The sequence below is a fragment of the Rhodococcus sp. BE178 genome, assembly GCF_050433545.1.
In the GTDB taxonomy this organism is placed as follows: Bacteria; Actinomycetota; Actinomycetes; order Mycobacteriales; family Mycobacteriaceae; genus Prescottella.
The window spans coordinates 1-25,561 of sequence record NZ_JBNPXA010000016.1; the positions used below are offsets into that span (position 1 = coordinate 1).

The 25,561-nt window shown below is 69.3% G+C and carries 22 protein-coding genes; 5 read left to right on the forward strand and 17 right to left on the reverse strand.

Translation table 11 applies throughout. From position 1 onward, the window contains the following. Positions 1-426: 426 nt before the first annotated feature. On the reverse strand, positions 427-1,704 hold the full coding sequence (gene tyrS / locus J2X34_RS23095) for a tyrosine--tRNA ligase (protein WP_114722887.1): 1,278 nt from the start codon (positions 1,702-1,704) through the stop codon (positions 427-429). Next, positions 1,697-2,341 (reverse strand): DNA-3-methyladenine glycosylase, encoded by a 645-nt coding sequence (locus tag J2X34_RS23100; protein ID WP_429519891.1) that lies wholly within the window; start codon positions 2,339-2,341, stop codon positions 1,697-1,699. The genes tyrS and J2X34_RS23100 overlap by 8 nt, the downstream gene beginning before the upstream one ends. Before the next feature lie 115 nt (positions 2,342-2,456). Here J2X34_RS23100 and J2X34_RS23105 point away from each other — a divergent pair, with 115 nt between their 5' ends. Genes J2X34_RS23105 through J2X34_RS23115 form a run of 3 tightly spaced genes read left to right on the forward strand, consistent with a single transcriptional unit; the run spans position 2,457 to position 4,572 of the window. Further along, positions 2,457-3,203, forward strand: coding sequence for an ABC transporter ATP-binding protein (locus J2X34_RS23105; protein WP_429519892.1), 747 nt, complete (start codon positions 2,457-2,459; stop codon positions 3,201-3,203). Further along, entirely contained in the window at positions 3,200-3,961 is a 762-nt protein-coding gene (locus J2X34_RS23110) for an ABC transporter permease (RefSeq protein ID WP_114722872.1), read from the forward strand. The genes J2X34_RS23105 and J2X34_RS23110 overlap by 4 nt, the downstream gene beginning before the upstream one ends. Next, positions 3,961-4,572, forward strand: a complete 612-nt coding sequence (locus J2X34_RS23115; RefSeq protein WP_429519893.1) for a TetR family transcriptional regulator — start codon at positions 3,961-3,963, stop codon at positions 4,570-4,572. Before J2X34_RS23110 ends, J2X34_RS23115 begins: the two co-directional genes overlap by 1 nt. On the opposite strand, the gene J2X34_RS23120 is transcribed toward J2X34_RS23115, so the two are convergent. The 11 genes from J2X34_RS23120 to J2X34_RS23170 all read right to left on the reverse strand — a co-directional run bounded on the left by J2X34_RS23120 (position 4,569) and on the right by J2X34_RS23170 (position 18,186). Next, on the reverse strand, positions 4,569-4,787 hold the full coding sequence (locus J2X34_RS23120; RefSeq protein ID WP_114722870.1) for a Trm112 family protein: 219 nt from the start codon (positions 4,785-4,787) through the stop codon (positions 4,569-4,571). The two genes, J2X34_RS23115 and J2X34_RS23120, sit on opposite strands and share 4 nt — an antisense overlap. Positions 4,788-4,850: 63 nt before the next feature. Then, positions 4,851-7,838, reverse strand: coding sequence for an acyl-CoA synthetase (locus J2X34_RS23125; RefSeq protein WP_429519935.1), 2,988 nt, complete (start codon positions 7,836-7,838; stop codon positions 4,851-4,853). Positions 7,839-7,945: 107 nt separating this feature from the next. Next, positions 7,946-9,391, reverse strand: coding sequence for an argininosuccinate lyase (gene argH / locus J2X34_RS23130; RefSeq protein ID WP_429519894.1), 1,446 nt, complete (start codon positions 9,389-9,391; stop codon positions 7,946-7,948). A 3-nt stretch (positions 9,392-9,394) separates the two neighbouring features. Next, positions 9,395-10,594, reverse strand: coding sequence for an argininosuccinate synthase (locus tag J2X34_RS23135; RefSeq protein ID WP_114722867.1), 1,200 nt, complete (start codon positions 10,592-10,594; stop codon positions 9,395-9,397). A gap of 48 nt (positions 10,595-10,642) precedes the next feature. After that, positions 10,643-11,161 carry an arginine repressor gene (locus J2X34_RS23140; protein WP_114722866.1) on the reverse strand — a complete coding sequence of 173 codons (519 nt, stop codon included), beginning with the start codon at positions 11,159-11,161 and terminating at the stop codon, positions 10,643-10,645. After that, on the reverse strand, positions 11,158-12,099 hold the full coding sequence (argF, locus tag J2X34_RS23145; RefSeq protein ID WP_114722865.1) for an ornithine carbamoyltransferase: 942 nt from the start codon (positions 12,097-12,099) through the stop codon (positions 11,158-11,160). Before argF ends, J2X34_RS23140 begins: the two co-directional genes overlap by 4 nt. A gap of 3 nt (positions 12,100-12,102) precedes the next feature. Beyond that, positions 12,103-13,320 carry an acetylornithine transaminase gene (locus J2X34_RS23150; protein WP_114722864.1) on the reverse strand — a complete coding sequence of 406 codons (1,218 nt, stop codon included), beginning with the start codon at positions 13,318-13,320 and terminating at the stop codon, positions 12,103-12,105. Next, complete coding sequence (gene argB, locus J2X34_RS23155; protein ID WP_429519895.1) at positions 13,317-14,264, reverse strand: acetylglutamate kinase; 948 nt, start codon at positions 14,262-14,264, stop codon at positions 13,317-13,319. The genes J2X34_RS23150 and argB overlap by 4 nt, the downstream gene beginning before the upstream one ends. After that, on the reverse strand, positions 14,261-15,499 hold the full coding sequence (argJ, locus tag J2X34_RS23160) for a bifunctional glutamate N-acetyltransferase/amino-acid acetyltransferase ArgJ (RefSeq protein WP_429519896.1): 1,239 nt from the start codon (positions 15,497-15,499) through the stop codon (positions 14,261-14,263). Before argJ ends, argB begins: the two co-directional genes overlap by 4 nt. Continuing rightward, the gene (argC, locus tag J2X34_RS23165) at positions 15,496-16,578 is read right to left on the reverse strand and encodes an N-acetyl-gamma-glutamyl-phosphate reductase (protein WP_429519897.1); all 1,083 of its coding nucleotides are present in this window, start codon (positions 16,576-16,578) and stop codon (positions 15,496-15,498) included. The genes argJ and argC overlap by 4 nt, the downstream gene beginning before the upstream one ends. Before the next feature lie 57 nt (positions 16,579-16,635). Then, a complete protein-coding gene (locus J2X34_RS23170; protein WP_429519898.1) occupies positions 16,636-18,186 on the reverse strand; it encodes a class I adenylate-forming enzyme family protein in 1,551 nt (516 codons plus the stop codon). Positions 18,187-18,322: 136 nt separating this feature from the next. Here J2X34_RS23170 and J2X34_RS23175 point away from each other — a divergent pair, with 136 nt between their 5' ends. Further along, positions 18,323-19,993 (forward strand): acyl-CoA dehydrogenase family protein, encoded by a 1,671-nt coding sequence (locus tag J2X34_RS23175; protein ID WP_114722859.1) that lies wholly within the window; start codon positions 18,323-18,325, stop codon positions 19,991-19,993. 110 nt (positions 19,994-20,103) lie between these two features. Next, positions 20,104-20,361 carry a hypothetical protein gene (locus J2X34_RS23180; protein ID WP_114722858.1) on the forward strand — a complete coding sequence of 86 codons (258 nt, stop codon included), beginning with the start codon at positions 20,104-20,106 and terminating at the stop codon, positions 20,359-20,361. A gap of 126 nt (positions 20,362-20,487) precedes the next feature. Here J2X34_RS23180 and J2X34_RS23185 read toward each other — a convergent pair whose 3' ends face one another. From J2X34_RS23185 to pheS, 4 genes are all read right to left on the reverse strand, one after another. Next, positions 20,488-21,153: a DUF6891 domain-containing protein gene (locus J2X34_RS23185; RefSeq protein ID WP_114722857.1), complete on the reverse strand. Its 666-nt coding sequence runs from the start codon at positions 21,151-21,153 to the stop codon at positions 20,488-20,490. 214 nt (positions 21,154-21,367) lie between these two features. Next, entirely contained in the window at positions 21,368-21,805 is a 438-nt protein-coding gene (locus tag J2X34_RS23190) for a PspA/IM30 family protein (protein WP_114722856.1), read from the reverse strand. 67 nt (positions 21,806-21,872) lie between these two features. Further along, positions 21,873-24,362 (reverse strand): phenylalanine--tRNA ligase subunit beta, encoded by a 2,490-nt coding sequence (pheT, locus tag J2X34_RS23195; RefSeq protein ID WP_429519899.1) that lies wholly within the window; start codon positions 24,360-24,362, stop codon positions 21,873-21,875. 98 nt (positions 24,363-24,460) lie between these two features. Beyond that, positions 24,461-25,531, reverse strand: coding sequence for a phenylalanine--tRNA ligase subunit alpha (pheS, locus tag J2X34_RS23200; RefSeq protein WP_114722854.1), 1,071 nt, complete (start codon positions 25,529-25,531; stop codon positions 24,461-24,463). Positions 25,532-25,561 lie beyond the last annotated feature (30 nt).

The window sequence follows — 25,561 nt, forward strand, 5'->3', positions numbered from 1 at the left end:
CTGACATTCATCGACACACTGTTGAGTTCTCAAAGAACACGCGCACACCACCACTCGAAACCCTCAGGCTCCTCGTTTCGGGGCAACTGTTCCAGTCTAACCGAAGCAAGTCTCGGACGCAAATCCGCTACTTTGTCGGCCACCCGAACGCGCTCCACCATCCTACAGGATGTTTCACACTCGGATTTTCAGGCGCTCTCCGTACAACCTCGTTTTCCCTCGCTGAGCTGCGAAGCTCGGCGGCGGGTCGGTGTCCGTGTCGCTCTGACCTGGAATAAGTTACGGGGCTTTGCACCGGAACGCCAAATTGCCTGGTCACAGGGCTTGCCCGGCCACTCTGGATCGGAAAGCCGCAGGTAGACCGAACGGGGCGGGGCGAACCCCGCCCCGTTCGGGCACAACTTGATCTTCGTGACGCCGGACACGTCAGCCGGCGAGCACCTTGATGCCACCGAAGTTCTTCCGTCCCCGTCGGATCACGAGCCACTTTCCGTGCAGCAGATCCGTCGCGCTCGGCGCCCAGTCGTCGGCCTCGACTCGCTGGTTGTTCACGTAGGCGCCGCCTTCCTTGACAGCTCGGCGCGCAGCGCCCTTGCTCTCGCACAGCCCGCTCGCTACCAGGAGATCGATGATCGTGTCCGGCTCACCTGCTCGAACCTCTGCGATCGACGCCTCCTTCAGCGCAGCCGCGAGCGTCGACTCGTCGAGGTCCGTCAGCTCGGCGCGGCCGAACAACGCCTTGCTCGCGAGCTCAACCGCGTCCGTATTTGCCTGTCCGTGGACGAGCGTCGTCATCTCGGCAGCGAGCCGGCGCTGCGCCTCACGAGCCTGCGGGCGCTCCGCCGTCGCGGTCTCGAGCTCCGCGAGCTCCTCCTGCGTCAGGAACGTAAACCAGCGCAGGTAACGCATGACATCCGCGTCACCGGTGTTCACGAAGTACTGGTACCAGGCGTACGGGCTGGTCATCTCGGGATCGAGCCACAGGCTGCCGCCACCGGTCGACTTGCCGAACTTCTTGCCGTCCGCAGACGTCACGAGCGGGACCGTCATCGCGTGGACCGAGGCACCGTCGAGCTTCCGGTTGAGGTCGACCCCGGCGATGATGTTGCCCCACTGGTCGGAGCCGCCGACCTGCAACGCGCAACCGTAGTTGCGGCGCAGGTGCACGAAGTCGTTCGCCTGCAGCAACATGTAGCTGAACTCGGTGTAGGACATGCCGTCGGACTCGAGACGCCGCTTGACGGTGTCCCGCGCAAGCATGACGTTCACGGAGAAGTGCTTACCGATGTCGCGCAGGAAATCGATTGCCGTCAGCTTGGACGTCCAGTTGGCGTTGTTCTCGATGACCGCGCCGGTCGGTGAATCGTCGAAGTCGACGAAGCGCTCGAGCTGCGAGCGGATGCGATCGGCCCATTCGGCGACCGTGTCGGCCGAGTTCATGGTGCGCTCGCCGACATCGCGGGGGTCACCGATCATGCCGGTGGCGCCACCGGCCAGGACGATCGGCCGGTGACCTGCGCGCTGGAAGCGCTTGAGGGCGAGCAGCGGGACCAGGTGGCCTGCGTGCAAGCTCGGCCCGGTCGGATCGAAACCGGCATACAACGTGACTGGACCGGCCTCGGTCTCACGACGCAGCGCGTCCAGATCGGTCGACTGGGCGATGAGGCCCCGCCAGGTCAGTTCGTCAAGGATGTTCTCAGTCACGCACCCGATCATCCCATCGCTCGGTGACCGCAGGTGCGCGCGGGCTGCGGCGGTACGCGGAAACGGCGGCCGAGCCCGGGATCCACAGCCGCCACGGCCGGTCTGCGGCAACGGCGATCCCGACCCGTGGGCCGCTCCGGTAGGGCGTCGGCTCCCCCAGCCCCAGGCGCGTGTCCGGGTGGGTCCCGAACAGGTCGACCCCGTTGTCGTCGAGGGTCAGGCCGAGTGCCGAACCGAGGTTGCCCGGTCCGCGGGCGGCGTCGGAGTGACGACTGATCCCCGGACGGCGTGAGGCGACCAGCTCGTGGCCGTCGATGATCTCTGCAGCGCGCAGCAGCACGCCACCGGCGACGCCGTCCGGTCCGTACGAGACGTTCGCGCAGTAGTGCATTCCGTAGCTGCGGTAGACGTACAGATGGCCTGCGTCACCGAACATCACCGCGTTCCGCGGTGTCCGTCCCCGGAAGGAGTGCGACGCCGGATCCGGCCATGGGCCCTGTAAGTCGCCTCCATACGCCTCCACCTCGACTATCCGCGCCCGCACCGCGCCGACGGTCAGCGTCGCGCCGAGAAGGGCCCGGGCCGCCTCGATCGGGTGGTCGGCGTCGCGGAGGACGTCGCGTCCAGGAGTGGTCACGGTGACGATTGTGCACCGACGTCGCGCGGTGGCGTCCGGAGCGTTGACGGGCGTCCCCGCGCGGGCGAATAATTCACCGAACGGTGAGTTCATCGCTCGATGAATCGAGGTCGACATGACCGGAACCTCCGCTTCGCCCTCCGCGGCGATAGAGATCCACGAGCTCAATGTCCGACGCGGTGGCGCCCCCGCACTGAGGGACGTAACCCTGGCGATCCCCCGCGGAACGGTCACGGGGCTGCTCGGTCCGTCGGGGTGCGGCAAGACCACTCTGATGCGGTGCATCGTCGGCACCCAGATCGTGGAGTCCGGCACGGTCACCCTGCTGGGCCGCCCGGCGGGCGCGGCGGCTCTGCGGCGTCGGATCGGCTACGTGACCCAGGCGCCGAGCGTCTACCTGGATCTGACGATCAGGGACAACGTGCGGTACTTCGCCTCGTTGTACGGCCGCGGCAACGACGCGGTCGCCGACACTATCGAGGCCGTCGGCCTGACGACCCACACCCACCACCGAGCGGGCGACCTGTCGGGCGGGCAGCTCGGCCGAGTGTCACTGGCGTGCGCACTGGTCGCCCAGCCGGAACTGCTGGTGCTGGACGAGCCCACCGTCGGGCTCGACCCCGTCCTGCGCGCCGAACTATGGGAACACTTCGCCTCGCTTGCCGCTGCGGGCACGACACTGCTCGTGTCGAGCCACGTCATGGACGAGGCCGACCACTGCGAGAACCTCCTGCTGCTGCGGGACGGCCGGCTGCTCGCGCACGTGCCACCGGACGAACTCCGGCGCCGTACCGGCAAGGCAAACCTCGAGGAGGCGTTCCTCTCGCTCATCCGGGAACACCAGGTCGGAGTCCAGCCATGATCATCACGCCCCGTATCTACACCGCGAGTACGACGCGCATCCTGCGTCAGCTCCGCGTGGACCACCGGACCGTCGCGATGATCCTGGTGGTGCCGTCGTTGCTGATGGTGCTCCTGTACTTCCTCTATCAGAACGTCCCGACCCCGCCCGGCCAGACTCCGCTGTTCGACCGGATCGCGATCACGATGCTCGGCATCATCCCGTTCATCGTGATGTTCCTGGTGACGTCGATCGCGATGCAGCGCGAACGCAGTTCCGGCACCCTCGAGCGCCTGCTGACCACGCCCCTGTCGAAGCTCGACCTGCTCGCCGGCTACGGCACCGCCTTCTCGATCGCCGCGGCGGCGCAGGCCGGCCTCGCCTGTGCGGTCGCCTTCGGATTTCTGAACCTGACCACCGAAGGCAGCGTGATCTGGGTCCTGCTCATCGCGGTGGTCAACGCCGTACTCGGGGTCGCGCTGGGCCTGCTGTGCAGCGCGTTCGCCCGCACCGAGTTCCAGGCCGTGCAGTTCATGCCGGTCATCGTGATCCCGCAACTCCTGCTGTGCGGGCTGCTGGTTCCGCGGGGTCAGCTGCCGCAGTGGCTGGAGTGGATCAGCAACGTGCTGCCGCTGAGCTACGCGGTGGAGGCCCTGCAGCAGGTGGCCACCAATCCCGGCACGACCACGTTGATGTGGCGTGACCTCGGGATCGTGGTGGCGTTCGTGGTGGTCGCGCTGAGTCTCGGGGCCGCGACACTGCGTCGGCGGACACCGTGATGGCGGAGTCGTCCTCGCCGACCCGTTCCGGGAGGCGTCCCGGGCGCTCGGGGACCCGCGACCGGATCCTGCAGGTCGCTCGAAACCAGTTCGCGAGCAAAGGGTTCGACCACACGACCATTCGCTCGATCGCGTCGGAGTCCGGCGTCGACTCGGCACTCGTCCACCACTACTTCGGCACAAAGCAGCGCCTGCTGGTCGACGCGATCGAGCTACCCATCGACCCCGCGACGATCCTCGGCGCGCTCGAGGCGGCCCCGGTGGACGCACTGGGCGAGACGCTCGCGCGGACAGTGATCGGGGTCTGGGACTCCACGCACCAGCCCGCGGTGGTCGCCGCGGTGCGGTCCGCACTGACGGGCGGCGAGGAGAACCTCGTCCGCAGCTTCCTCCTCGAGGTCGCGCTGAAGGGCATCGCCGCGAGGGTGGACTCCCCGACCGGAACCGGGGACCTGCGCGTCGCACTCGTCGCCTCGCAGATGACGGGTCTGTTCGTCACCCGCCACCTGTTGAGGATCGAAGCCCTGCGGACCCTGTCCACGGAGCAGACCGTCCAGCTGATCGCGCCGACACTGCAGCGCTATTTCACCGGACCGCTGGAACCGGTCTAGTCGGTGCGGGAGGCGACGCCGCGCGCGACGAAGTCGTCGTGCTCGGCGTCGGTGACATCACGTGCCTCGTCGACCAGCAGCACGGGGATCCCGTTCTCGATCGGGTAGGCCCGGTGCAGGCGCGGGTTGTAGAGCAACTCGTCACCGACCAACAGCAACGGCCCCTTGTCCTGCGGGCACGCCAGAATGCTGAGCAGGGTGGGATCAATAACCACTTCAGTCCTCTCGGGCCGTCCGGGATCTCGGCCGGTCCAGGCTACAAGTCTCCGCGGGAGTGCTCACGCGGGCACCCCACCCGGCTTCGCCGACGGGTCCCCGAACGTCGCCGCCGTCGCCTTGGTGAGGCGCTTGTACCGGCCGGTGTCCACCTCGAGGTACCACGCGCGCACGCTCGGCTTCGGGAGGCCCGCTGCCTGCAACTCGGACGCCCGAGGGCGGTACGAGGCGCCGAGCGGGATGCGGTCGACGACGTGCACGATGTCGGGGCACTGCTCGATCGGCAACTGCCCGAGTGCGGCACCGATCTCCGCCGCGCTGGGGACGCGTCCCTCGTGGACGGTGATCGCCGCGACCGCCACGTGGGACTCCCCCGCGGGCACTGGATACGCGACCGCCAACTCGACCTGCGGCATCTCCCCGAGGGCATCGACGATCGGCTGCGTGAAGACCGGTCCGCGCGCTGCGGCGACCACGGTGCGCTTGTGGTCGACCAGCCAGTAGTCTCCGTCCGCGTCCCGCCGGAAGAGGTTCTCGGTGGGCACCCAGGCGTCGCCGGCAGCGAAGACGCCCCGCATCACGCCGGGAACCGCCTCCGCGCGTGCGCCCGGCCGACCGAGAAGCAGGCCTACTTCCTCGTCCTCGCACTCACGGACGAATCCCTGCGCGTCCTCGAGCAGACGCCCCTCGATCGGGTCGTACGCGCCCAGTCGAACCTCGGCGCTGCCGGGGAGCGGGCGCCCCTTGGAACCGACCTTCGCGCCGGAGACATTGACCAGAACCACGTCACCCTCGGTGGACGCATAGAACTCGAGCACCTGCGCTGGGGCGAACCGCTCGGTGGTTCGGCGCCACAGCCCGGGCGGCATGCCCGAGCCGATGAACAGGCGCACGGGATGCCCGTGCTCGAGCGGCAGCAGCTTGGCATCGAGAATCTCACGCAGCATCGTCCACGTGTAGCTGACGACCGTGACCCCGTACCGGTGGATCTCCTCCGCGAAGCGCTCCGGATCCAGCCCGCGCGACAGCGCGATCCGCGAACCGCCCGCGACCGCGCCGCCGAGGGTGGCCATCAGCCCCGACGAATGATGCAGCGGCGCAAGGCAGTACACCGTGTCGCCGCGACTGAGCGAGGCCGCGGACGCCGTACCGAACGCCGAGAGCGCCCAGCGGTAGTTCGTGATGAACTTGGCCTCGAGGCTGCCGCGCGACCCACTGAAGATCACGAACGCCAGTTCCCGTGCCAGCCCGGGATCCGGGCGATACCAGCCGGGCAGTGTCACCGCATCCGGGTCGACCTGCTCCAGGTCCACCACGTCCGGCCCCAGCTCGACGTCGAGCCCGCGGAATTCGCCGCCGCCGAGCACGAGGACCTTCTTGCCGGTCGCCACCGCGTCTTCGAGGTGGTCCGGGTCGACGAGGATGCGATCGACCCCACCCAGTCGCACCGCTTCGTCGAGATCCCCGCCCGGCGGCAACAGCGCTGCGACGGCACCGAGCCGCGACAGCGCCGCGATCGCGACCAGCGCGCTGGGGCGGGTCTCCATCAGGACACCGACATGGTTGGCCGGCCGGATACCGGCATGGATGAGACCACGGACCACGTTGTCGATGCGCGTGTTGACGGCGGCGTTGGTGTGCACTCGATCGTCGAACAGGAAGAACTCCCCGTTCGCCGCCTTGCGTCCCTGCTCGGCGAGCAACAGCCCCAGTGAGATCCGCGAGTGCGGCTGCAGCTGACCGAGCCGAGCAAGTCTCGGCAACGCACGAGCAGCCTCGACGGAGAGCTCGCGAGTACCACGCACGGTGTCGGTGGCGAGATCCGCGATTCCCTTGCCGACGCCCACACCGACCTCGGCGATCGACGCGACGGTATGGGCCAGCCGGTTGGCGATGCTCACACCGCTGTCGGTGCCGGACGGCTCGTCGTGGATCATCGCGTCGACGGTGTCCGGGCGCGGCCCGGTGCCCTCACGCCATCGAACCCACTGTCCGGTGGTCGGCCACGTCCGGGCTGCCGCGGCGGAGCCGACGACGAGGCCGAAGTGCCCTGCGCGCAACGTCGATTCGAACGCCTCGGCCCGGGGCGCTGCCCGCTTGATCCCGCGCACGGCGAGCGGTTGGCCGATGTCGTCGACTTCACCGACGAACGCAAGAACCGGACACGTGATCTCGGCGAGGCTCACCGGGGTGTCCTTGATGACGAACCCACCGGTCATCATCCGGTTGTGGACGATGAACTGCTTGAGCAGTTCGGCGACCGCGGGGCCGGACCACGCCACCCAGCCGTCCTGCGCCAGGAAGCGGCGCTGCTGCTCGCGCGGCAGCAGCGCTTCGCGGTCGTGCAACTGCCGCAGGAAGTCGAGTCGGGATTTCGCGGTCTTCACCGGATCGAGCAACTGGAAGCCGGTGCGCGCCATCCACCCGGCGATCGACAAACGGTTGAACACGTGGTCGGCGAGCACGTCGGCAGCCTTGGTCGCGATGCCCTCGGGGATGTTGAACGGCAGCGCGGCCAGCGTGTCGACGGGCGCACCGAAAGTGATCAGGCTGGCGATGTTCCGGCACCGCCGGAAGGCCGCGGCCTGGTAGCAGAACATGCCACCCTGCGAATAGCCCGACAGGTGGACGTCACGACCGGTGTGCTCGTGGACCAGGTCGATGATCTCGCTGATCGCGACAATGTGATCCGCGAGTGTGCGGTCCCAGCCGCCCTCCTCGGTGTCCGGGGAGCCGAAGTCGACGACCCACGGATCGATGCCCATCTCGTGCAGGATCCCGACGGCGCCCTGGTCACGGGTGACGTCGTACACGTCCGCCGACATCATCATCGGCGGCACGAGCACGATCGGCGGCCCGGCCTGATCCGGAGCGGCGTCCGGGAAGTATCGGCGCAGTCGATACATCGGGGCGCGCTCGACGATCTGGAACGGCGACGGTGTGGCACCGGTTTCCAGACCGCCGAGGCGAACCACCTCGAGGCCGTTCTGTGCCGTGGCGACGGCTCGCCGAAGCGAACCCACCACGTAGTCGGAGCTCAGACTCACCAGCACTCCCCCAGCAACCCATCGTGACTTGCATCACATCATGTTCGATGAGCTTCCACATTACTGCGTATATGGGACTGGGGTTACACCGAGTCGATCTCTCATCTCGACTAGGCGCGCGTCCACTCCCGCAACGCGTCCGCCGAACGACGCACGCCGCCCAGTTGTTCGGCAACCCGCACCCCCGCGGTCCCGCCGCGCGCGCTACGCGACGCGATGGATCCGTGGACCGTGAGCACCTCGCGCACCGCCGGGGTGAGCGCCGGATCGACACCCGCAAGCTCGTCGTCGGTGAGCTCGTCGAGCCCCACGCCGCGCGCCTCCGCGACGCGGACGCATGCGCCCGCGGCCTCGTGCGCAACCCGGAACGGAACGCCCTGGCGGACCATCCATTCCGCGATGTCGGTGGCGAGCGTGAACCCTGCTGGAGCCAGCTCCGCCATCCGATCGGTGTGGAACTCGAGGGTGGAGACCAGACCGGTGATCGCGGGCAGCAGCAGCTCGAGCTGTGCGACCGAGTCGAAGACCGGCTCCTTGTCTTCCTGCAGATCGCGGTTGTACGCGAGCGGCTGTGCCTTGAGCGTGGCCAGCAGACCGGTCACGTTGCCGATCAGGCGTCCTGCCTTGCCACGCGTGAGCTCGGAGACGTCCGGGTTCTTCTTCTGCGGCATGATCGACGATCCCGTCGACCACGCGTCCGCGAGCGTGATGTAGCCGAATTCCGGCGTGCTCCAGATGATGACCTCTTCGGCCATCCGAGACAGGTCCACCGCGATCATCGCGAAGACGAACGCCGCCTCGGCCGCGAAGTCACGCGACGACGTCGCGTCGATCGAGTTCTCGGCGGCCGAGTCGAACTTCAGCTCGGCGGCGATCGCGTCGGGGTCGAGCCCCAGCGACGAGCCCGCCAGGGCGCCGGAACCGTACGGCGACACCGCGGCCCGCTTGTCGAAGTCCCGCAGACGCGCGACGTCGCGCAGCAGCGGATGCGTGTGCGCGAGCAGATGATGCGCCAGCAGCACGGGCTGCGCCGCCTGCAGGTGCGTCTTGCCCGGCATCACGACATCGGGGTGCGCCGCGGCCTGGGTTGCGAGTGCGTCGACGACGTCGAGGACGCCGTCGGCGACCCGCCGGGCCGCGTCCCGCAGCCACATCCGGAACAGGGTGGCCACCTGGTCGTTACGGGAACGGCCGGCCCGCAGCCGGCCACCGACCTCGGGCCCGACCCGCTCGATCAGGCCCCGCTCGAGTGCGCCGTGCACGTCCTCGTCGGACTCGGCCGGCCCGAACGCACCGGAGGCGACGTCGTCGCCGAGCCGGGTGAGGCCGTCGAGCATGGTCGCCAGGTCGGCCTCGCTCAGGAGACCGGCCTTGTGCAGCACCTTCGCGTGCGCCTGGGACGCCCGCACGTCGTACGGGGCCAGGACCCAGTCGAAGTGTGTCGACTTGCTCAGGGCCGCCATGGCGGCGGCCGGTCCCGACTGGAACCGGCCGCCCCACAGGGCGCCCTCGTTGGTGCCGTGGCTCTGAGCGCCTCCGGCGTCGTGGGCGGTCATCGACTAGAGACCCAGGTCGCGCTTCGCGGCGACCTTGGAGGACAGGCCGTGGATGTTGACGAAGCCCTTCGCGTACGACTGGTCGAACGAGTCGCCCTCGTCGTAGGTGGCCAGGTTGAAGTCGTACAGCGACTCCGGGCTGCGGCGGCCGTTGACGGTGATCGCGCCACCGTGCAGGAACAGGCGGATGTCGCCGGTGACCCGCTCCTGGGTCTTCGCGACGAAGGAATCCAGCGCGTCCTTGAGCGGCGAGAACCACAGGCCGTCGTAGACCAGCTCGCTCCAGCGCTGCTCCATCTGACGCTTGTAGCGGCCCAGCTCACGCTCGAGGGTGAGGTGCTCGAGCTCCTGGTGCGCGGTGATGAGCACCATCGCGCCCGGGGCCTCGTAGATCTCGCGGCTCTTGATGCCGACGAGACGGTCCTCGACGACGTCGAGGCGGCCGACGCCCTGCGCACCCGCGCGCTTGTTGAGCTCCTGGATGGCCTCGAGCACCGTGACCGGCTTGCCGTCGATCGCGACCGGCTTACCCGCCTCGAAGCTGATGATCAGCTCGTCGGGGCTGTTCCAGTTGAGCGTGGGGTCCTGCGTGTAGTCGTAGACGTCCTTGGTCGGCGCGTTCCACAGATCCTCGAGGAAGCCCGTCTCCACCGCGCGGCCCCACACGTTCTGGTCGATCGAGAACGGCGAACGCTTGGTGACGTTGATCGGGATGTTGTTCTCCTCGGCGAAGGCGATCGCCTTCTCGCGGGTCCACGCGTAGTCGCGGACCGGTGCGATGACCTCGAGGTCGGGCGCGAGGGCGCCGAAGCCGACCTCGAAGCGGACCTGGTCGTTGCCCTTGCCGGTGCACCCGTGCGACACAACGGTGCCGCCGTGCGCGCGAGCAGCCTCGACGATGTGCTTGACGATCAGCGGACGGCTGATGGCCGAGACCAGCGGGTAGCGGTCCATGTAGAGAGCGTTGGCCTGGATGGTCGGCAGGCAGTACTCGTCCGCGAACTCGTCGCGCGCATCCACCACGACCGACTCGACGGCACCGCAGTCGAGGGCACGCTGACGCACGACCTCCATGTCCTCGCCGCCCTGGCCGAGATCGATGGCGACGGCAACGACCTCCTTGCCGGTCTCCTTGCCGATCCAGCTGATGGCCACGGAGGTGTCCAGCCCGCCCGAGTAGGCGAGTACGACGCGATCAGCCATGGTGTGTGTGCTCCTTAGAAATCGAATTGTTCATGCAGAGTCTAGTGGTCAGGCCAGGCGCTCGATCGCCGCGGCAAGCTCCGCCCCGGTGAGCGGTTCGCGGGCCACGACGAGGATCGTGTCGTCGCCCGCGATGGTGCCGACGACGTCGGGCAGCGAGGCCCGGTCGAGCGCGCTGGCCAGGTAGTGCGCGGCCCCCGGCGGGGTCCGCAGGACGGCGAGGTTTCCGCTGGCATCGGTCGAGACCAGCAGTTCCCCCAGCAGTCGGGACAACCGGTCGGTACCCCCGGAGACACCCCGCACGGGCGAGCCGTCCTCCGGCACGACGTACACCCCGGCGCCACCGTCGGCGGCCCGCAGCTTCACCGCGCCGAGTTCCTCGAGATCGCGCGACAGGGTCGCGTTGGAGACCTCGATCCCCTCCGCGCCGAGCAGCGCCGCGAGTTCGGCCTGGCTGCGGATGTGCCGCTCTGCGACCAGCGCGGTGATCCGCGCCTGCCGGCCGGCGCGCGTGTGCGCGACGGCGGCGGCAGGCTGCGCCGGATGGGGCCCCGGGGCGGTGGTCACGGCCGGGCCCCGGACCGGTGTTCGAGCAGCCAGACGAGCAGTGCCTTCTGCGCATGCAGCCGGTTCTCGGCCTCGTCCCACGCAGCCGACTGCGGCCCGTCGAGGACCTCGTCGGTGATCTCCTCGCCGCGGTGTGCGGGCAGGCAGTGCAGCACGACGGCGTCCGGTGCCGCCTTCGCGAGCAGGTCGGCGTTGATCTGGAACGGCCGGAACGGTCCGATGCGGTCGAGACCGTCCTCCTCCTGACCCATCGACGTCCAGGTGTCCGTCACCAGCACGTCGGCGCCGGCCACCGCGGCCTGCGGATCGTCGGTGAGCGTGACCATTGCGCCGGTCTGCTCGGCCCGCACGCGGGCGGCCTCGACGACCGCCGGGTCGGGTGCGAACCCGAGCGGCGCGGCGATCGTCACGTGCACGCCTGCGGTGACGCCACCGAGCAGCAGTGAGTGCGCCATGTTGTTGGCGCCGTCGCCGAGGTACGTGAGCCGCAGACCCGCCAGTTCACCCTTGCGTTCGGCGATGGTCTGCAGGTCCGCGAGTACCTGGCACGGATGGAACTGATCCGACAGCGCGTTGACGATCGGAACCGTCGCACCCTCGGCCATCTGCTCGAGCCGCTCCTGGCCGAACGTGCGCCACACGACGGCGTCGACGAACCGAGACAGCACGCGTCCGGTGTCCTGCAGCGTCTCGTCGCGGCCGAGCTGGGTCTTGCTGCCGTCGACGACGACCGCGTGCCCGCCGAGCTGCGCGATGCCCATCTCGAACGAGAAACGGGTGCGGGTCGAGTTCTTGTCGAAGATGACACCGACGCCGCGCGGGCCCTCGAGCGGCCGTCGCGAGAACGGATTCGCCTTGAGCTCACGGGCGAGCGACAGCACCTCGGCCTGCTCGGCCGGGGTCAGGTCGTCGTCCCTCAAGAAGTGTCGAATCGTCATGTACTACTTGCCTCCTGCCGGTTCCGCCGCAGCCGCATCGAGAATTCCCGGCAGCGCCGCGACGAATCCTTCCGCTTGCTCCTCGGTGAGGATCAACGGGGGTGCCAACCGGAGCACGCCCGGCTGCGCCGCGTTCACGAGGTACCCGGCGTCGCGGGCCGCGGTCTCGACCGCGGGGGCCACGTCGTCGGTGAGAACGACGCCCAGCAGCAGCCCGGATCCGCGCACGTGATCGACGAGCGGGTGCCCGAGTCCCTCGATGCCGGTGGAGAGCACCTTGCCGATGTTGTCGGCATGCGACAGCAGGTCTTCGGACGCGATCGTCCGCAACACGGCGAGCGCGGCCGACGCGCACACCGGGTTGCCGCCGAACGTGGTGCCGTGCTTGCCCGGACCGAAGAGTTCGGCCGCCGCGCCGGTCGCGATGCACGCACCGATCGGCATGCCACCGCCGAGACCCTTGGCGAGCGTCATGACATCGGGCACGATGCCCGCGGCCTGGTGCGCGTAGAACCAGCCGGTCCGGCCGATGCCGGTCTGCACCTCGTCGAGGATCAGCAGTGCGCCGCGCTCGGCGGTGATCTTCCGGGCACCCGCGAGGTAGCCCTCCGGCGGGACCACGACGCCGCCCTCACCCATGATCGGCTCGAGGAACACCGCCGCGGTGTCCTCGTCGACCGCCCGGTCGAGCGCCTCGAGGTCGCCGTAGGGCACGTGCTCGACGCCGGGGGGCATCGGCTCGAACGGCGCCCGCTTGTCGGGCTGGCCGGTGAGCGCGAGGGCACCCATCGTCCGGCCGTGGAACGCCTTCTCGGCGGCGATGATCTTGCGACGTCCGGTCGCCCGGGCCAGCTTGAAGGCGGCCTCGTTGGCCTCGGTTCCCGAGTTGCACAGGAACACCCGCCCCGTCACGGTGCCGGCGGTCTCGCCCGCACCCAGGTGCTCGAGCAGGTGCTCGGCCAGCGCGACGGCCGGCTCGCTGGCGTACAGGTTCGACACGTGTCCGAGAGTGGACAGCTGGGTCGTGACGGCCTCGACGATCGCCGGATGCGCGTGGCCGAGGATGTTGACGGCGATGCCGGCGAGCAGATCCAGGTACTGCTTCCCGTCGGCGTCGGTCACGACCGCGCCCTCACCGCGGACCAGCGCCACCCGCGGCACGCCGTAGGTGTTCATCAGCGCGCCGGACCAGCGCTGCTGCAGATCCGTTGTGGCAGTCATTTCCGTCCTTCCGGGGTAACAGAGTTGGGTGCGGGAGCGTGGGTCACCATGGTGCCGATGCCCTCGCCGGTGAAGAGTTCGAGCAGAACCGAGTGCTCGACGCGGCCGTCGATGACGTGCGCGGTGGGCACGCCACCCTCGACGGCGCGCAGGCAGGCCTCCATCTTGGGGACCATGCCGGAGTCGAGGCTCGGCAGCAGCTGACGCAGTGCGGCCGTGTCGATCTCGGAGGCGAGCGAGCTGCGGTCGGGCCAATCGGTGTAGAGCCCCTCGACGTCGGTGAGGACGACCAGCTTCTCGGCGCCGATCGCCTCGGCGATGGCCGCGGCCGCGGTGTCGGCGTTGATGTTGTGCACCACGCCGTCCTCGTCGGGCGCGATCGTGGAGACCACGGGGATGCGCCCGGCGGCGATGAGGTCGAGCACCGCGTCGGGGTTGACCGTGGTGACGTCGCCGACGAGGCCGATGTCGGTGGCCTCGCCGTCGACCTGCACGGTGCGCCGGGTCGCGGTCAGCAGCCGCGCGTCCTCGCCGGAGATGCCGACGGCGAATGGGCCGTGCGCGTTGATCAGGCCGACCAACTCGCGGCCGACCTGACCGAACAGCACCATCCGCACGACGTCCATGACCTCGGGGGTGGTGACCCGGAAACCGCCCCGGAACTCACCCTCCATGCCGAGCCGCTTGAGCATCGCGTTGATCTGAGGGCCGCCGCCGTGCACCACGACCGGGTGGATCCCGATGGTCCGCAGGAACGCCATGTCCGCGGCGAATGCGCTCTTGAGCTCGTCGTCGATCATGGCGTTGCCGCCGTACTTGATCACGACGATCTTGTCGTGGAAGCGCTGCAGCCACGGCAGCGCCTCGGCCAGGACGAACGCCTTCTGGCTCGACGTGAGGTTCTCGATGCTGGCGGCGGTGCCACTGTCGGTGTCGGTACTCATGACGAGTACGCCGAATTCTCTTCGACGTACGCGTGCGACAGGTCGGTGGTGCGGATGGTGACGCTGTGCTCGCCGACGCCCAGTTCGATGTTCAGGTCGATGTCCATGCCGGACAGGTCCACCTCGCGGGCGCCGGGGGCGCCGACACCGTCGATGCACACGGGATTGCCGTTGAACGACACCGAGATCCGGTCCGGGTCGAGCGTGATCGGCGCGATGCCGACCGCGGCCAGGACACGACCCCAGTTGGGGTCGGAGCCGAACAGTGCGGTCTTGACGAGGCTGTCGCGGGCCACGGTGCGCGCAGCGACGAGGGCCTCCTGCTCGGAGGCGGCGCCGCTGACGGTGACCCGCACCCGCTTGGTGACGCCCTCTGCGTCGGCCATCATCTGGTCGGCGAGGCTGTCGCACACCGCGAGCACGGCGGCGTTGAGCTCGTCCTGCGACGGGGCGACTGAGCTGGCGCCCGACGAGAGCAGCAGCACGGTGTCGTTGGTGGAGGTCGCGCCGTCGACGTCGAGTCGGTCGAACGACATCCGCGTCGCGAACCGCAGCGCCTCGTCGAGCTGCTCGGCGGTCGCGACGGCGTCGGTGGTGATGACCGACAGCATCGTCGCGAGCGACGGCGCGAGCATGCCGGCCCCCTTGGCCATGCCGCCGACGTTCCACTTGTCGGCGTGGTGCAGTGCCGCCTGCTTGGGGACGGTGTCGGTGGTCATGATGGCGTGCGCGGCGTCGGTGCCGCCGGAGATACCGCCGGCCAGTTCGTGCACGATCTCGGTGACGCCCGAGAGGATCTTGTCCATCGGCAGCCGGTCACCGATCAGACCGGTGGAGCACACTGCGACCTCGATCGCGCCGGTCTCGGTGCCCCAGTCGCTGAGCGATGCGGCCACGTGCTCGGCGGTCTTGTGGGCGTCCTGGAATCCGGGGGCTCCGGTGCACGCGTTGGCGCCGCCGGAGTTGAGGACCACGGCCCGCAGCCGGCCGGTGGTGAGGACCTGCTGCGACCACAGCACGGGCGCGGCCTTGACCTTGTTAGCGGTGAATACGCCCGCGGCAGCCAGCTCGGGTCCCTCGTTGAAGACCAGTGCGAGGTCGGAGCGACCGCTGACCTTGATCCCGGCCTTGATGCCGGCTGCGCGGAAGCCCGCCGGCGCGGTGACGCCCTGCGTGCGGATCAGCCGGCCCCCGGCGATCTCGATGGCGTCGGCGAAGTCGGATTCGGTTGTCACGGAGCAACTCCCACGGTCGAGAGACCATCGGTCTCGGGCAGGCCCAGGGCCAGGTTCATGGATTGGACGGCACCGCCGGCGGTGCCCTTGGTGAGGTTGTCGATCGCCGCGATGACGACGAGGACTCCGGCGTCCGCGTCTACGGTGACCGCGATCTGCACGGCGTTGGAGCCGACGACGGCCCCGGTCTGCGGCAGCTGCCCCTCGGGGAGCACGTGGACGAACGGCTCGTCCCGGTACGCCTTCTCGTAGACGGCACGGATCTCGTCGACGGAGGACGTGGTGGGCGCGGTGCAGGTAGCGAGGATGCCACGCGGCATCGGCGCGAGGACCGGCGTGAAGGAGACGGTGACGTCCGCGCCGGCGGCCGCCGACAGGTTCTCCTTGATCTCCGGGGTGTGCCGGTGCGCGCCGCCGACGCCGTACGCCCGGACCGAGCCCATGACCTCGGAGCCGAGGAGGTCGGCCTTGGGCGCCTTGCCCGCGCCGGAGGTTCCGCTGACCGCGACGATGTTGACCCGCGGCTCGACGACACCGGCTGCGACGGCCGGGGCGAGCGCGAGCGACGACGCGGTCGGGTAGCAGCCGGGCACCGCGATGCGGGTGGCACCGACGAGCTTGTCCCGGCCGCCCGGCAGCTCGGGCAGCCCGTACGGCCAAGTGCCGGCATGCGGGCTGCCGTAGTACTTCTCCCACGCCTCGGCGTCGGTGAGCCGGAAGTCGGCACCGCAGTCGATGATCACGGTCGACTCGGGGAGCTGCCGCGCGATCTCGGCCGAGTTGCCGTGCGGCAAGCCGAGGAAGACGACATCGTGACCGGACAGGGTCTCGATGTCGGTCGGCCCCAGGACGCGATCCGCGAGCGGCAGCAGGTGCGGGTGGTGCGACCCGAGGGTCGTGCCCGCGTTGCTGCCCGCGGTCAGCGCACCGATCACGAGCGAACCGTCGCGATAGGCAGGATGACCGAGCAGCAGGCGCAGGATCTCGCCACCCGCGTACCCGCTCGCGCCCGCAATCGCGACCTTGATCGGAGACCGGTTACCGGTCTCCGAAGCTCCAGCGTCTCCAGATGTACCCATACGGATGATTATGCACCATCATGCAAACTCATTCATAGTGGGTTTTCGACACACGAATCACTGGGGAAACACGGCGTCGCGCAGCACGTGCTTGGTCAGTTTGCCCGACGGGTTCCGCGGCAACGTATCGACGAGCACCAGCTCCCGCGGCATCTTGTAGCGGGCGAGCTTGTCCGACAGGTACGCGCGCAGATCCTCGAGTTCCAGTGTCCTCCCCTCGACCGGCACGACGACGGCGACCACCGTCTCGCCCCACTCCGGGTGCGGCCGGCCGATCACCGCGACGTCGAGGATGTCGTCGTGCGGCCGGATCGCCTCCTCCACCTCCTGCGAGTAGACGTTCTCACCGCCGGTGATGACGACGTCCTTGAGTCGGTCGACGATGAACAGGTACCCGTCGGCGTCGATCCGCGCGACGTCGCCGCTGCGGTACCAGCGCCCGTCGAACACGTCCTCGGTCGCGGCGTCGTTGTCGAGGTAGCCGCGCATCCGGGTGTCGGCGCTGAGCCAGATCTCACCGGTCTCCCCCGGCCCGGCGTCCGTGCCGTCGGCGCGGACCACCCGCAGGTCCACGCCGGGCATCCCGCCACGGCCGATCGACCCCGCCTTCTCGATCTGCTCGTGCGGGTAGAGCGCGGTGCCGACCGGCCCCATCTCGCTCATCCCGTACACCTGATAGAAGTCCTCCGAGCCGTAGACGCGGGCGAGGAGCTGCGCGGTCTCGGCACCGATCGGCGCGCCGCCGTAGAGCCAGCGCCGGACCGAACTCAGGTCGTACGACGAAAGATCGAGACCCTGAGCCTTCGCGATCTGCACCGGGGCGAGGTAGGCGATGGGCGCGCCGAAGAACGCGGTGATCCGCTCGCGTTGCACGGTCTCGAGGAACTGGATCGGGTGGTATTCGCGCAGCAGCACCACGGTTCCGCCGAGGAACAGCGTCGTCAGCATCCAGTTGTTCAGCGGCGATGCGTGCCAGATCGGCATGGCGAGCAGGAAGCGGTCGTCGCGCTCGAGGCCGACGGTCGCGACGATCAGCGGCGGCACCGAGGCAATCGACCGGTGGGTGTGGACGCACCCCTTGGGCGCGCTGGTTGTACCGGAGGTGTACAGGATCTGCGCGACGGCGTCCTCACTACCCTCGCCCCCATCGACACCCTCCCATTCCGGTGCCGCATCGACAGCGGCATCGAAGTCGTCCGCCGCATCCCCGCCGGCACCACCGTGCGTTGTCATCTCCGTCAGCAACCACCGGGTCTGCGGCGCTCCACCGCGGGCCGCGTCGACGAGGTCCGCCGAGACGACGCCGACGCGCGCACCGCTGTGGCCGATCGTGTACTCGACCTCGGGTGCGGTGAGCTTGTGGTTGACGGGGACCAACACACCACCGGCGCGCCAGACACCGAATGCGGCAATCACGAAGCCCGGCGAGTTGTACGTCATGACCGCGACCCGATCGCCGGGCCGGACGCCCTCGCGGCGGAACACCTCGGCCGCCCGCCGGGACGCGGATTCGAGTTCCCGGTAGGTGATGCGGCGCGATCCGTAGACGAGCGCTTCCTTCTCGGGGAACTTTCTGCGGACACTCTCGAGCAGCACGTTCAGATGCACCGGGTTCTCCTCAACTCTTCGACGGGTAGCGACCGGACGTGCGTCCGGCGCGACCGTTGCCCGTCACGCAAATCCGTTCTACAGTCACCAGAAAGAATTGAATCACGATTCATAGCTTGGCGGAAGGGTCTAGGAAATGACGACAACACAGGACTCCACGAACACTGCGCCCGGTGGACATCGCACGCACGAGGTGTTCAACCAGGCACCACCGCGGATCGACGTCAACGAGTTCACCGCCAACAAGGCACTCGTCGAGGGCATCGCACGCTACGACGCCGGCTGGTCCGCGGAGCACCTGTCGGAGGTGGGCGCACTCGTCGGCACCGCCGAGTTCCAGCACGCCGCCGAGCTCGCCAACACCGAGATTCCGCGTCTGCACTCGCACGACCGCTGGGGCCACCGCATCGACGAGGTCGAGTACCACCCCGCGTACCACCGGGTGATCTCGGCGGCCGTCGAGCACGGTGCGCACACCGCCGCATGGGCGGAGCCGCGCGCCGGGGCGAACGTCGCCCGCGCCGCCACGTTCATGCTCTTCGCGCAGGTCGAGCCCGGACACGCGTGCCCGATCTCGATGACGCACTCGGCGGTGCCGTCGCTGATGCTCGAACCGGAACTCGCCCAGCGCTGGCTGCCCCGCCTGTACTCGCGCGGCTACGACGGCGCCCTCGCGGCGCCCGGCGACAAGCCCGGCGTGCTGTTCGGCATGGCGATGACCGAGAAGCAGGGCGGCTCCGATGTCCGCGCCAACACGACGACCGCACAGCCCCTCGCCGATCGCACCTACCTGCTCACCGGACACAAGTGGTTCTGTTCCGCACCGATGTCCGACGCGTTCCTCGTCCTCGCCAACGCACCCGAGGGGCTGTCGTGCTTCCTGGTGCCGCGAGTCCTCGAGGACGGCACCCGCAACGTGTTCCGCATCCAACGGCTCAAGGACAAGCTCGGCAACAAGTCGAACGCATCGTCGGAGATCGAACTCGACAACACGATCGGTCACCTCGTCGGCGAACCCGGCCGCGGCGTGCGCACGATCATCGAGATGGTCTCCCGCACCCGGCTCGACTGCGTCTACGGGTCGACCGCGGGCATGCGGCAATCGGTGGCCGAGGCGCTGTGGCACGTCCGGCACCGGTCCGCGTTCGGTGCGACGCTCGTCGATCAGCCGGCGATGACGGCGGTGGCCGCCGATCTGGCACTCGAGTCCGAGGCCGCGACGGCGACCGCGCTGCGCCTGGCCCGCGCCCACGACGACGATGCATCCGAGTCGGAGAAGGCATTCCGCCGGCTGGCGACCGCGGTCAGCAAGTACTGGATCTGCAAGCGGGGACCGCACCACGCGTACGAGTCCCTCGAGTGCTTGGGTGGTAACGGTTACACCGAGGCGTTCCCCCTGGCGCGCCGGTTCCGGGAGCAGCCGGTGATGGCGGTGTGGGAGGGATCGGGCAACGTCATCGCGCTCGACGTGCTGCGCGCGATGACCCGCGAACCGGAGTCGGTGCAGGCCTTCGACGCCGAACTGAACCTCGCACGCGGCGCCTCGTCGGTGTTCGATGCGCACCTCGATCGAGTCCGCGCGATGCTCGCCGAACTCGCGACCCTCGACCCCGCCACCGCCCAGTTCCGGGCACGCCCGGTCGCGGCGGCCATGGCTCTCGGTCTCCAGGGTTCGCTGCTGCTGCGTGAGGCCCCCACCGCCGTCGCGGAGGCCTTCATCACCGCCCGCCTAGGCGCCGATCGCGATCTCGAGTACGGAACCCTCCCCGCGGGAACCGATTTCGCGGCGATCCTCGAGCGCCACTGACCCCGCCCACCCCGGTCACGCCCCGCAGCCCCAGCCCGGAATTACCGCGGCTGGGGCGGCGGCACCGGTGAGCCAGACGTCGAACGCACTCGAGAGCCACCGGTCGAGTCGTGAAGCGCCTGGTTCGACGAGGTTTCCCGCCGCTCAACGGCCCCGGCGCACCCAACGACGAGCAACTCGGCGCAGACACGAGCCTCGAGGGACGTCTCACCGACTACAGCATCGGAAGGGCAATCATCTACGCCTGCTTCGGCTGGTCACAGTCCGAGCGCGCCACGCAGATGTTCCGCGACCTCGCCGCCGAGCACAAGGTCGCAGTCGCACTGGTCAGCCACGACTCACCGGTCCCGATCATCCGTCCGCAGTAGCTCGTTCACGGCGCACCGAACCGGGCGGTCCAGCACGCCGGCAACCCTCATTCACGTTCGCACCCGGGTCGCCGCCGATGGGGAAGCCGGACCCGCCGGCTCCTTCGGGACGACCAGTAGATCGCGCTACGCCTCGATCGGGGCGTACCAGTCGGCGTTCTCGAGCAGCACCCGCGTGCCCAGGTCCCGATTCCATTCCGGCTCGATGCCGTGCCGCCGCAGGACGGGGAACACCACGTCTTCGAGCAGGCGCGTCACCTCGGCCGCGTAGAGGTCTTCCTTCGCGTCTTCGCTGAGCGTGTCGTAGGCGGCCTCATCGAAGTTCTCGGGCGGAAACGCGCCGTAACCGATGTAGGTCTCCCCGGCCTCGACGAGACGGTCGGTGTCCTGCTGGTGGAAGTACACGTAACCCGTCCAGTGGCGGCTGTCGTCGCGCTCGCCCCAGATCTCGCCGGACGCGCAGCTGCCGCAGCAGGAGAAGTCCGCGCGGGCGACCACACCGTTTGCATTGAGCTCCTCGAACGCGGCGATCGTGCGGGAGGTGTACGCGCCGATCTCCGTCTGCTGGCGCAGCCGGGCGGTGCGGAGCGCGGCGAACGCCGCCCCGAGCTGCTCCTCGGTGAGGTCGTAGTCGTCGCCGTAGAAGTCGATGAAATCGTCAGCGTCACCTCGGCCGGAGATCAGCTGATCCCAGATCTGCCGGGTCACCTCGGCACGGCCGTCCTCGTCGAGGGGCAGGTCGGGAAGGACGGCGTAGGGCGGGATCGCGTTCGGATTCGACAACGCGCTCACAGCGCCACCTCCATACAACGAGCGGAACCGGGCGAATCACCAGGCAGCGACGATGGTAGCTCCGTCGACCGACAGATCGGTACGCAGGCCGCGACACGCGCCGACTGAGCTGACCGCCACCGACGCGATCCAGTTGACGCCAGGCGCAACGACATCGAGGTCGACGATCGGCTTCGCGGCGTCGGCCGCCCGTCGACCACGACCCGGCCTTCGGCTACTCGTTCTTCATGGACCGGCGGATCTCGTCGAGCCGGTCGTGGGCGGCCTTCTCCCGCGCCTGCCACTGCTCGTCGAGGTCGCGGCCGACCTGGCTGTCCCGCTCGAGGTCCTCCGAGCCCAGCGCGGTCCCGAAGCGGTCCTCGATCCTGTCGCGGACACGATCGAACGTCGGGACGCCGCCGTCCGTGTAATCGGGCGACGGAGTCGCGGCGGTGCCCATCGTCATCGGGGGCGGAACCTCCGGTGGAGCGGTGGGCCGGGACGGGTCCGGCGGGATGTCGGGCGTGTAGCCGCCGCCCGCGGAGAGCGCGGCGGCGGCCGCGTGCACCGGTGCCAGTCCGGGGCGAGCCGTCGTCGCCGCGAGCACGACGGCCAGCAACTGGACGTCGTCGAGGCCACGCAGGTGCGCGAGTGTCTCGTCCATATCGACCATGAGGGGCTCCTCCCGATAGCACTTTCCAGGCTACCGAGAGGAGCCCCTCGTCGGTCGATCTCCGATATCAGCCGCGGAGCACGGCTCCCACCGAATCCGCAGCGGCAGCGACGGCTGCGTCACGTGCCGCGCTGGCCTCGTCCTCGGTAAGCGTGCGATCGGCGCCACGGAAGCGCAGCGCGAACGCCAGCGACTTGCGGCCCTCGCCCACCTGCTCGCCCTCGAACACGTCGAACAGGCGAATGTCCTCGAGCAGCTCGCCGCCACCCGAGCGGAGCGCGGCCTCGACGTCCGCGGCCGGCACCGACTTGTCGACGACCACCGCGACGTCCTGCAGGACGGCCGGGAACGGCGACACCCGCGGCGACGGCAGCACCTCGGCGATCGGCAGGGCGTCAAGATCGACCTCGACCGCGCACGTCCGCGCCGGGAGACCTGCACGCTCGAGCACCGCCGGATGCAGCTCACCGGCATGGCCGACGACGGCGCCGTCGAACAGCACCTCGGCGCAGCGACCCGGATGCCACGGCAGGTATTGCGCGGCACGCAGTTCCACCGTGACGCCGGCGGCGTCGGCGATCGTGCGGACCGCGGCGAACGCGTCCGACGCGTCGGCGGCGCGACCTGTGCCCCAGGGACCGGACGGCTCCCGCTGACCCGCCAGGACGACGGCCACATGCAGCGGCTGCGCCGGCAGCGACTTCAGCAGTTCGGCGATCTGCTCGTCGGTGGGACGACGGTCCACCGGGAGCGCCTCGACCGGCTTGGTGTCCGGACCCGGCTCGACGACCTGCGCGATGCCGTACAGCGCCAGGTCGCGCTGGCCGCGAGAGGTGTTGCGCGCCAAGACCTCCAGCATGCCGGGCAGCAGCGTGGTGGCCAGTTCGGGGCGATCCGACTCGAGCGGGTTGAGCACCTTGGAGGTGTTGCGACGCGGGTCGTCGGCGTCGAGTCCCCATGTGTCGAACACCGCGTGCGGCAGGAACACCGGCGGCAGGATCTCCACGTACCCGGACGCCGCCAGGGTGCGTCCGACGGCGCGGCGACGACGCTGCTGCGGGGTCAGTCCCCGGCCCGCGGGTGCCTGCGGCAGCACCGACGGAATCTGCTCGAGACCCTCGAGGCGCAGCACCTCCTCCACCAGGTCGGCGGGCTGTGCCACGTCGGGACGCCACGACGGCGGGGTCACGACCAACTGGCCGTGTCCGGTCTCGCTGACGCCGACCTCGACGGTGCAGCCGATCTGCGTCAGACGACGTGCGGCGGTGCCGTTCGGGTAGGTCACGCCCGCGACGCGGTCCGGCAGATCGATGTCCATGCGGATCCGACCCGCCGGGGTCACGCCGCCGACATCGCTGAGGACGGGCTCGATGGTGCCTCCCGCGATCTCCACGAGGAGCGCGGCCGCGCGATCGAGTGCCGGCAGTGCCACCTCTGGGTCGACGATCCGCTCGTAGCGCTTGCTGGCCTCGCTCGTCAGCTTGTGACGGCGCGCGGTCTTGAACACCGCCAGCGGATCCCACGTCGCCGACTCCAGCAGGATGTCGGTGGTGCCGTCGTGGACCTCGGTGCTCGCACCACCCATGACACCGGCGAGCGAGATCGCGCCGGAGTTGTCGGCGATGACGACGTCCTCGGCGTCGAGGGTGCGCTCCACACCGTCGAGGGTGGTCAGCTTCTCCCCCGCTTCGGCACGGCGGACGACGAGACCGCCGTCGACCTTCGTGGCATCGAACGCGTGCAGCGGCTGGCCGAGCTCGAGCAGGACGTAGTTGGTGACGTCGACGGCCGGGGAGATCGGACGCACGCCCGACAGCAGCAGTCGCCGTTGCAGCCACCACGGGCTGACGGCCTTGGGGTCGATGCCGGTGATCCGGCGCGCCGTGAACCGGGTGGCCTTCGACTCGGGCTGCAGCTCGATCGGCCACGCCTCGCCGCCCTCGGCGGGCAGCGCAGGGACGACGGCCGGGTCGGCGAACTCGAGGTTGAACCCGCACGCGAGCTCACGGGTCAGACCGCGGACCGAGAAGCAGTAGCCGCGGTCCGGGGTGATGTTGAGCTCGATGATCGTGTCGTCGAGACCGAGCAGCTCGTTGGCGTCGGTACCCGGCTCGGCGGTGCCCGGCTCGAGGACCAGGATCCCCGAGTGGTCCTTACCGATGCCCAGCTCGGACGCCGAGCACATCATGCCGTTGGACACCTGGCCGTACGTCTTACGAGACGCGATCGCGAAGCCACCGGGCAGCACGGCGCCGGGCAGGGCCGCGACGACCAGGTCGCCCTCGGCGAAGTTGCGTGCACCGCAGACGATCTCCTGCGGCGCGTCGGCACCGACGTCGACCTTGCAGAAGCGGATCGGCTTCTTGAACTCGGTGAGTTCGGTGATCTCCAGGACACGACCCACCACCAGCGGACCGGATACCGGCTCGAGGGTGTCGACCTCCTCGACTTCGAGACCGACGCGGACGAACCCGGCGTCCAGTTCCTCGGCGCTCACCTGCCACTCGGGGGTCGCCCGCTGCAGGATCTCGGTCAGCCACGATTGCGCTACTCGCACGTCTTCTCAGCTCTCTCGCTCGTGAAGTCTGTGTTCTCTGGGCATTCCGCATGCTCCACGCCGCTCATGTCCTCTGGGCATTCCGCAGGCCCCACGCCTCATGCCTGCACACCGAAGGGCAGCGTGAATCGCACGTCGCCCTCGACGATGTCCCGCATGTCCGGGATGCCGTTGCGGAACTGCAGGGTCCGCTCGAGACCCATACCGAACGCGAAACCGGAGTACTCGTCAGGGTCGATCCCGCACGCGCGCAGCACGTTCGGGTTCACCATGCCGCAGCCGCCCCACTCGACCCAGCCGGCGCCGCCCTTCTTGTTCGGGAACCACACGTCGACCTCCGCGGAGGGCTCGGTGAACGGGAAGTAGTTGGGGCGCATACGCGTCCGAGTCTCCGGGCCGAACAGCGCGCGGGCGAACGCGTCCAGCGTGCCGCGCAGGTTCGCCATCGTCAGGCCCTTGTCCACGGCGAGACCCTCGACCTGCGAGAACACCGGGGTGTGGGTGGCGTCGAGTTCGTCGGTGCGGAACGTGCGGCCCGGGCAGACGACGTAGATCGGCACGTCGCGCTGGAGCATCGTGCGCACCTGCACCGGCGAGGTGTGCGTACGGAGCACCTGGCGCGAGTTCGGCGGAGCGATGTGGAAAGTGTCCTGCATCGTGCGCGCCGGATGATCGGGCAGGAAGTTCAGCGCGTCGAAGTTGAAGTGCTCGGTCTCGACCTCGGGACCCTCGGCGACCTCCCAGCCCATCGCGACGAACACGTCGGCGATCTGGTCCGAGATGATGGTGATCGGGTGCCGCGCACCCGCCGGACGACGATCCGACGGCAGGGTGACGTCGATGGCCTCCGCGACCAGCACGGCGGCATCGCGCTCGGCGAGCAACACCTCACGGCGCGCATCGAAGGCGGTCGTGACCCGGGTACGCGCGACGTTGACGCGCTTGCCGGCGTCCGCCCGCTCGTTGCCGGGCAGCGCGCCCAGACCACGCTTCGCGAGCGCGATCGGCGCCTTGTCACCGAGGTGTTCGATCTTCGCCTTGGCGAGCGCATCGAGGTCCGCGGCGGCCGCGAAGGCCTCCTCTGCCGCGAGCGCCGCGGCGGCGAGCGCCTCCTCGGTGAGCGCGTTCGCATCGACAGTCGGCGGGGCTACGCCCTCATTCTTGGCCACGACCGGTGCAACTCCTTGTCTATCGATGGA

What these genes read in the sequence shown, in the direction of transcription:
- J2X34_RS23105 (WP_429519892.1), top strand. Translation starts at nt 2,457, where the DNA reads ATGACCGGAACCTCCGCTTCGCCCTCCGCGGCGATAGAGATCCACGAG.
- J2X34_RS23110 (WP_114722872.1), top strand. Translation starts at nt 3,200, where the DNA reads ATGATCATCACGCCCCGTATCTACACCGCGAGTACGACGCGCATCCTG.
- J2X34_RS23115 (WP_429519893.1), top strand. Translation starts at nt 3,961, where the DNA reads ATGGCGGAGTCGTCCTCGCCGACCCGTTCCGGGAGGCGTCCCGGGCGC.
- argH (WP_429519894.1), bottom strand. Translation starts at nt 9,391, where the DNA reads ATGACCGCCCACGACGCCGGAGGCGCTCAGAGCCACGGCACCAACGAG.
- J2X34_RS23135 (WP_114722867.1), bottom strand. Translation starts at nt 10,594, where the DNA reads ATGGCTGATCGCGTCGTACTCGCCTACTCGGGCGGGCTGGACACCTCC.
- argF (WP_114722865.1), bottom strand. Translation starts at nt 12,099, where the DNA reads ATGACGATTCGACACTTCTTGAGGGACGACGACCTGACCCCGGCCGAG.
- J2X34_RS23150 (WP_114722864.1), bottom strand. Translation starts at nt 13,320, where the DNA reads ATGACTGCCACAACGGATCTGCAGCAGCGCTGGTCCGGCGCGCTGATG.
- argB (WP_429519895.1), bottom strand. Translation starts at nt 14,264, where the DNA reads ATGAGTACCGACACCGACAGTGGCACCGCCGCCAGCATCGAGAACCTC.
- argC (WP_429519897.1), bottom strand. Translation starts at nt 16,578, where the DNA reads ATGGGTACATCTGGAGACGCTGGAGCTTCGGAGACCGGTAACCGGTCT.
- J2X34_RS23175 (WP_114722859.1), top strand. Translation starts at nt 18,323, where the DNA reads ATGACGACAACACAGGACTCCACGAACACTGCGCCCGGTGGACATCGC.
- J2X34_RS23190 (WP_114722856.1), bottom strand. Translation starts at nt 21,805, where the DNA reads ATGGTCGATATGGACGAGACACTCGCGCACCTGCGTGGCCTCGACGAC.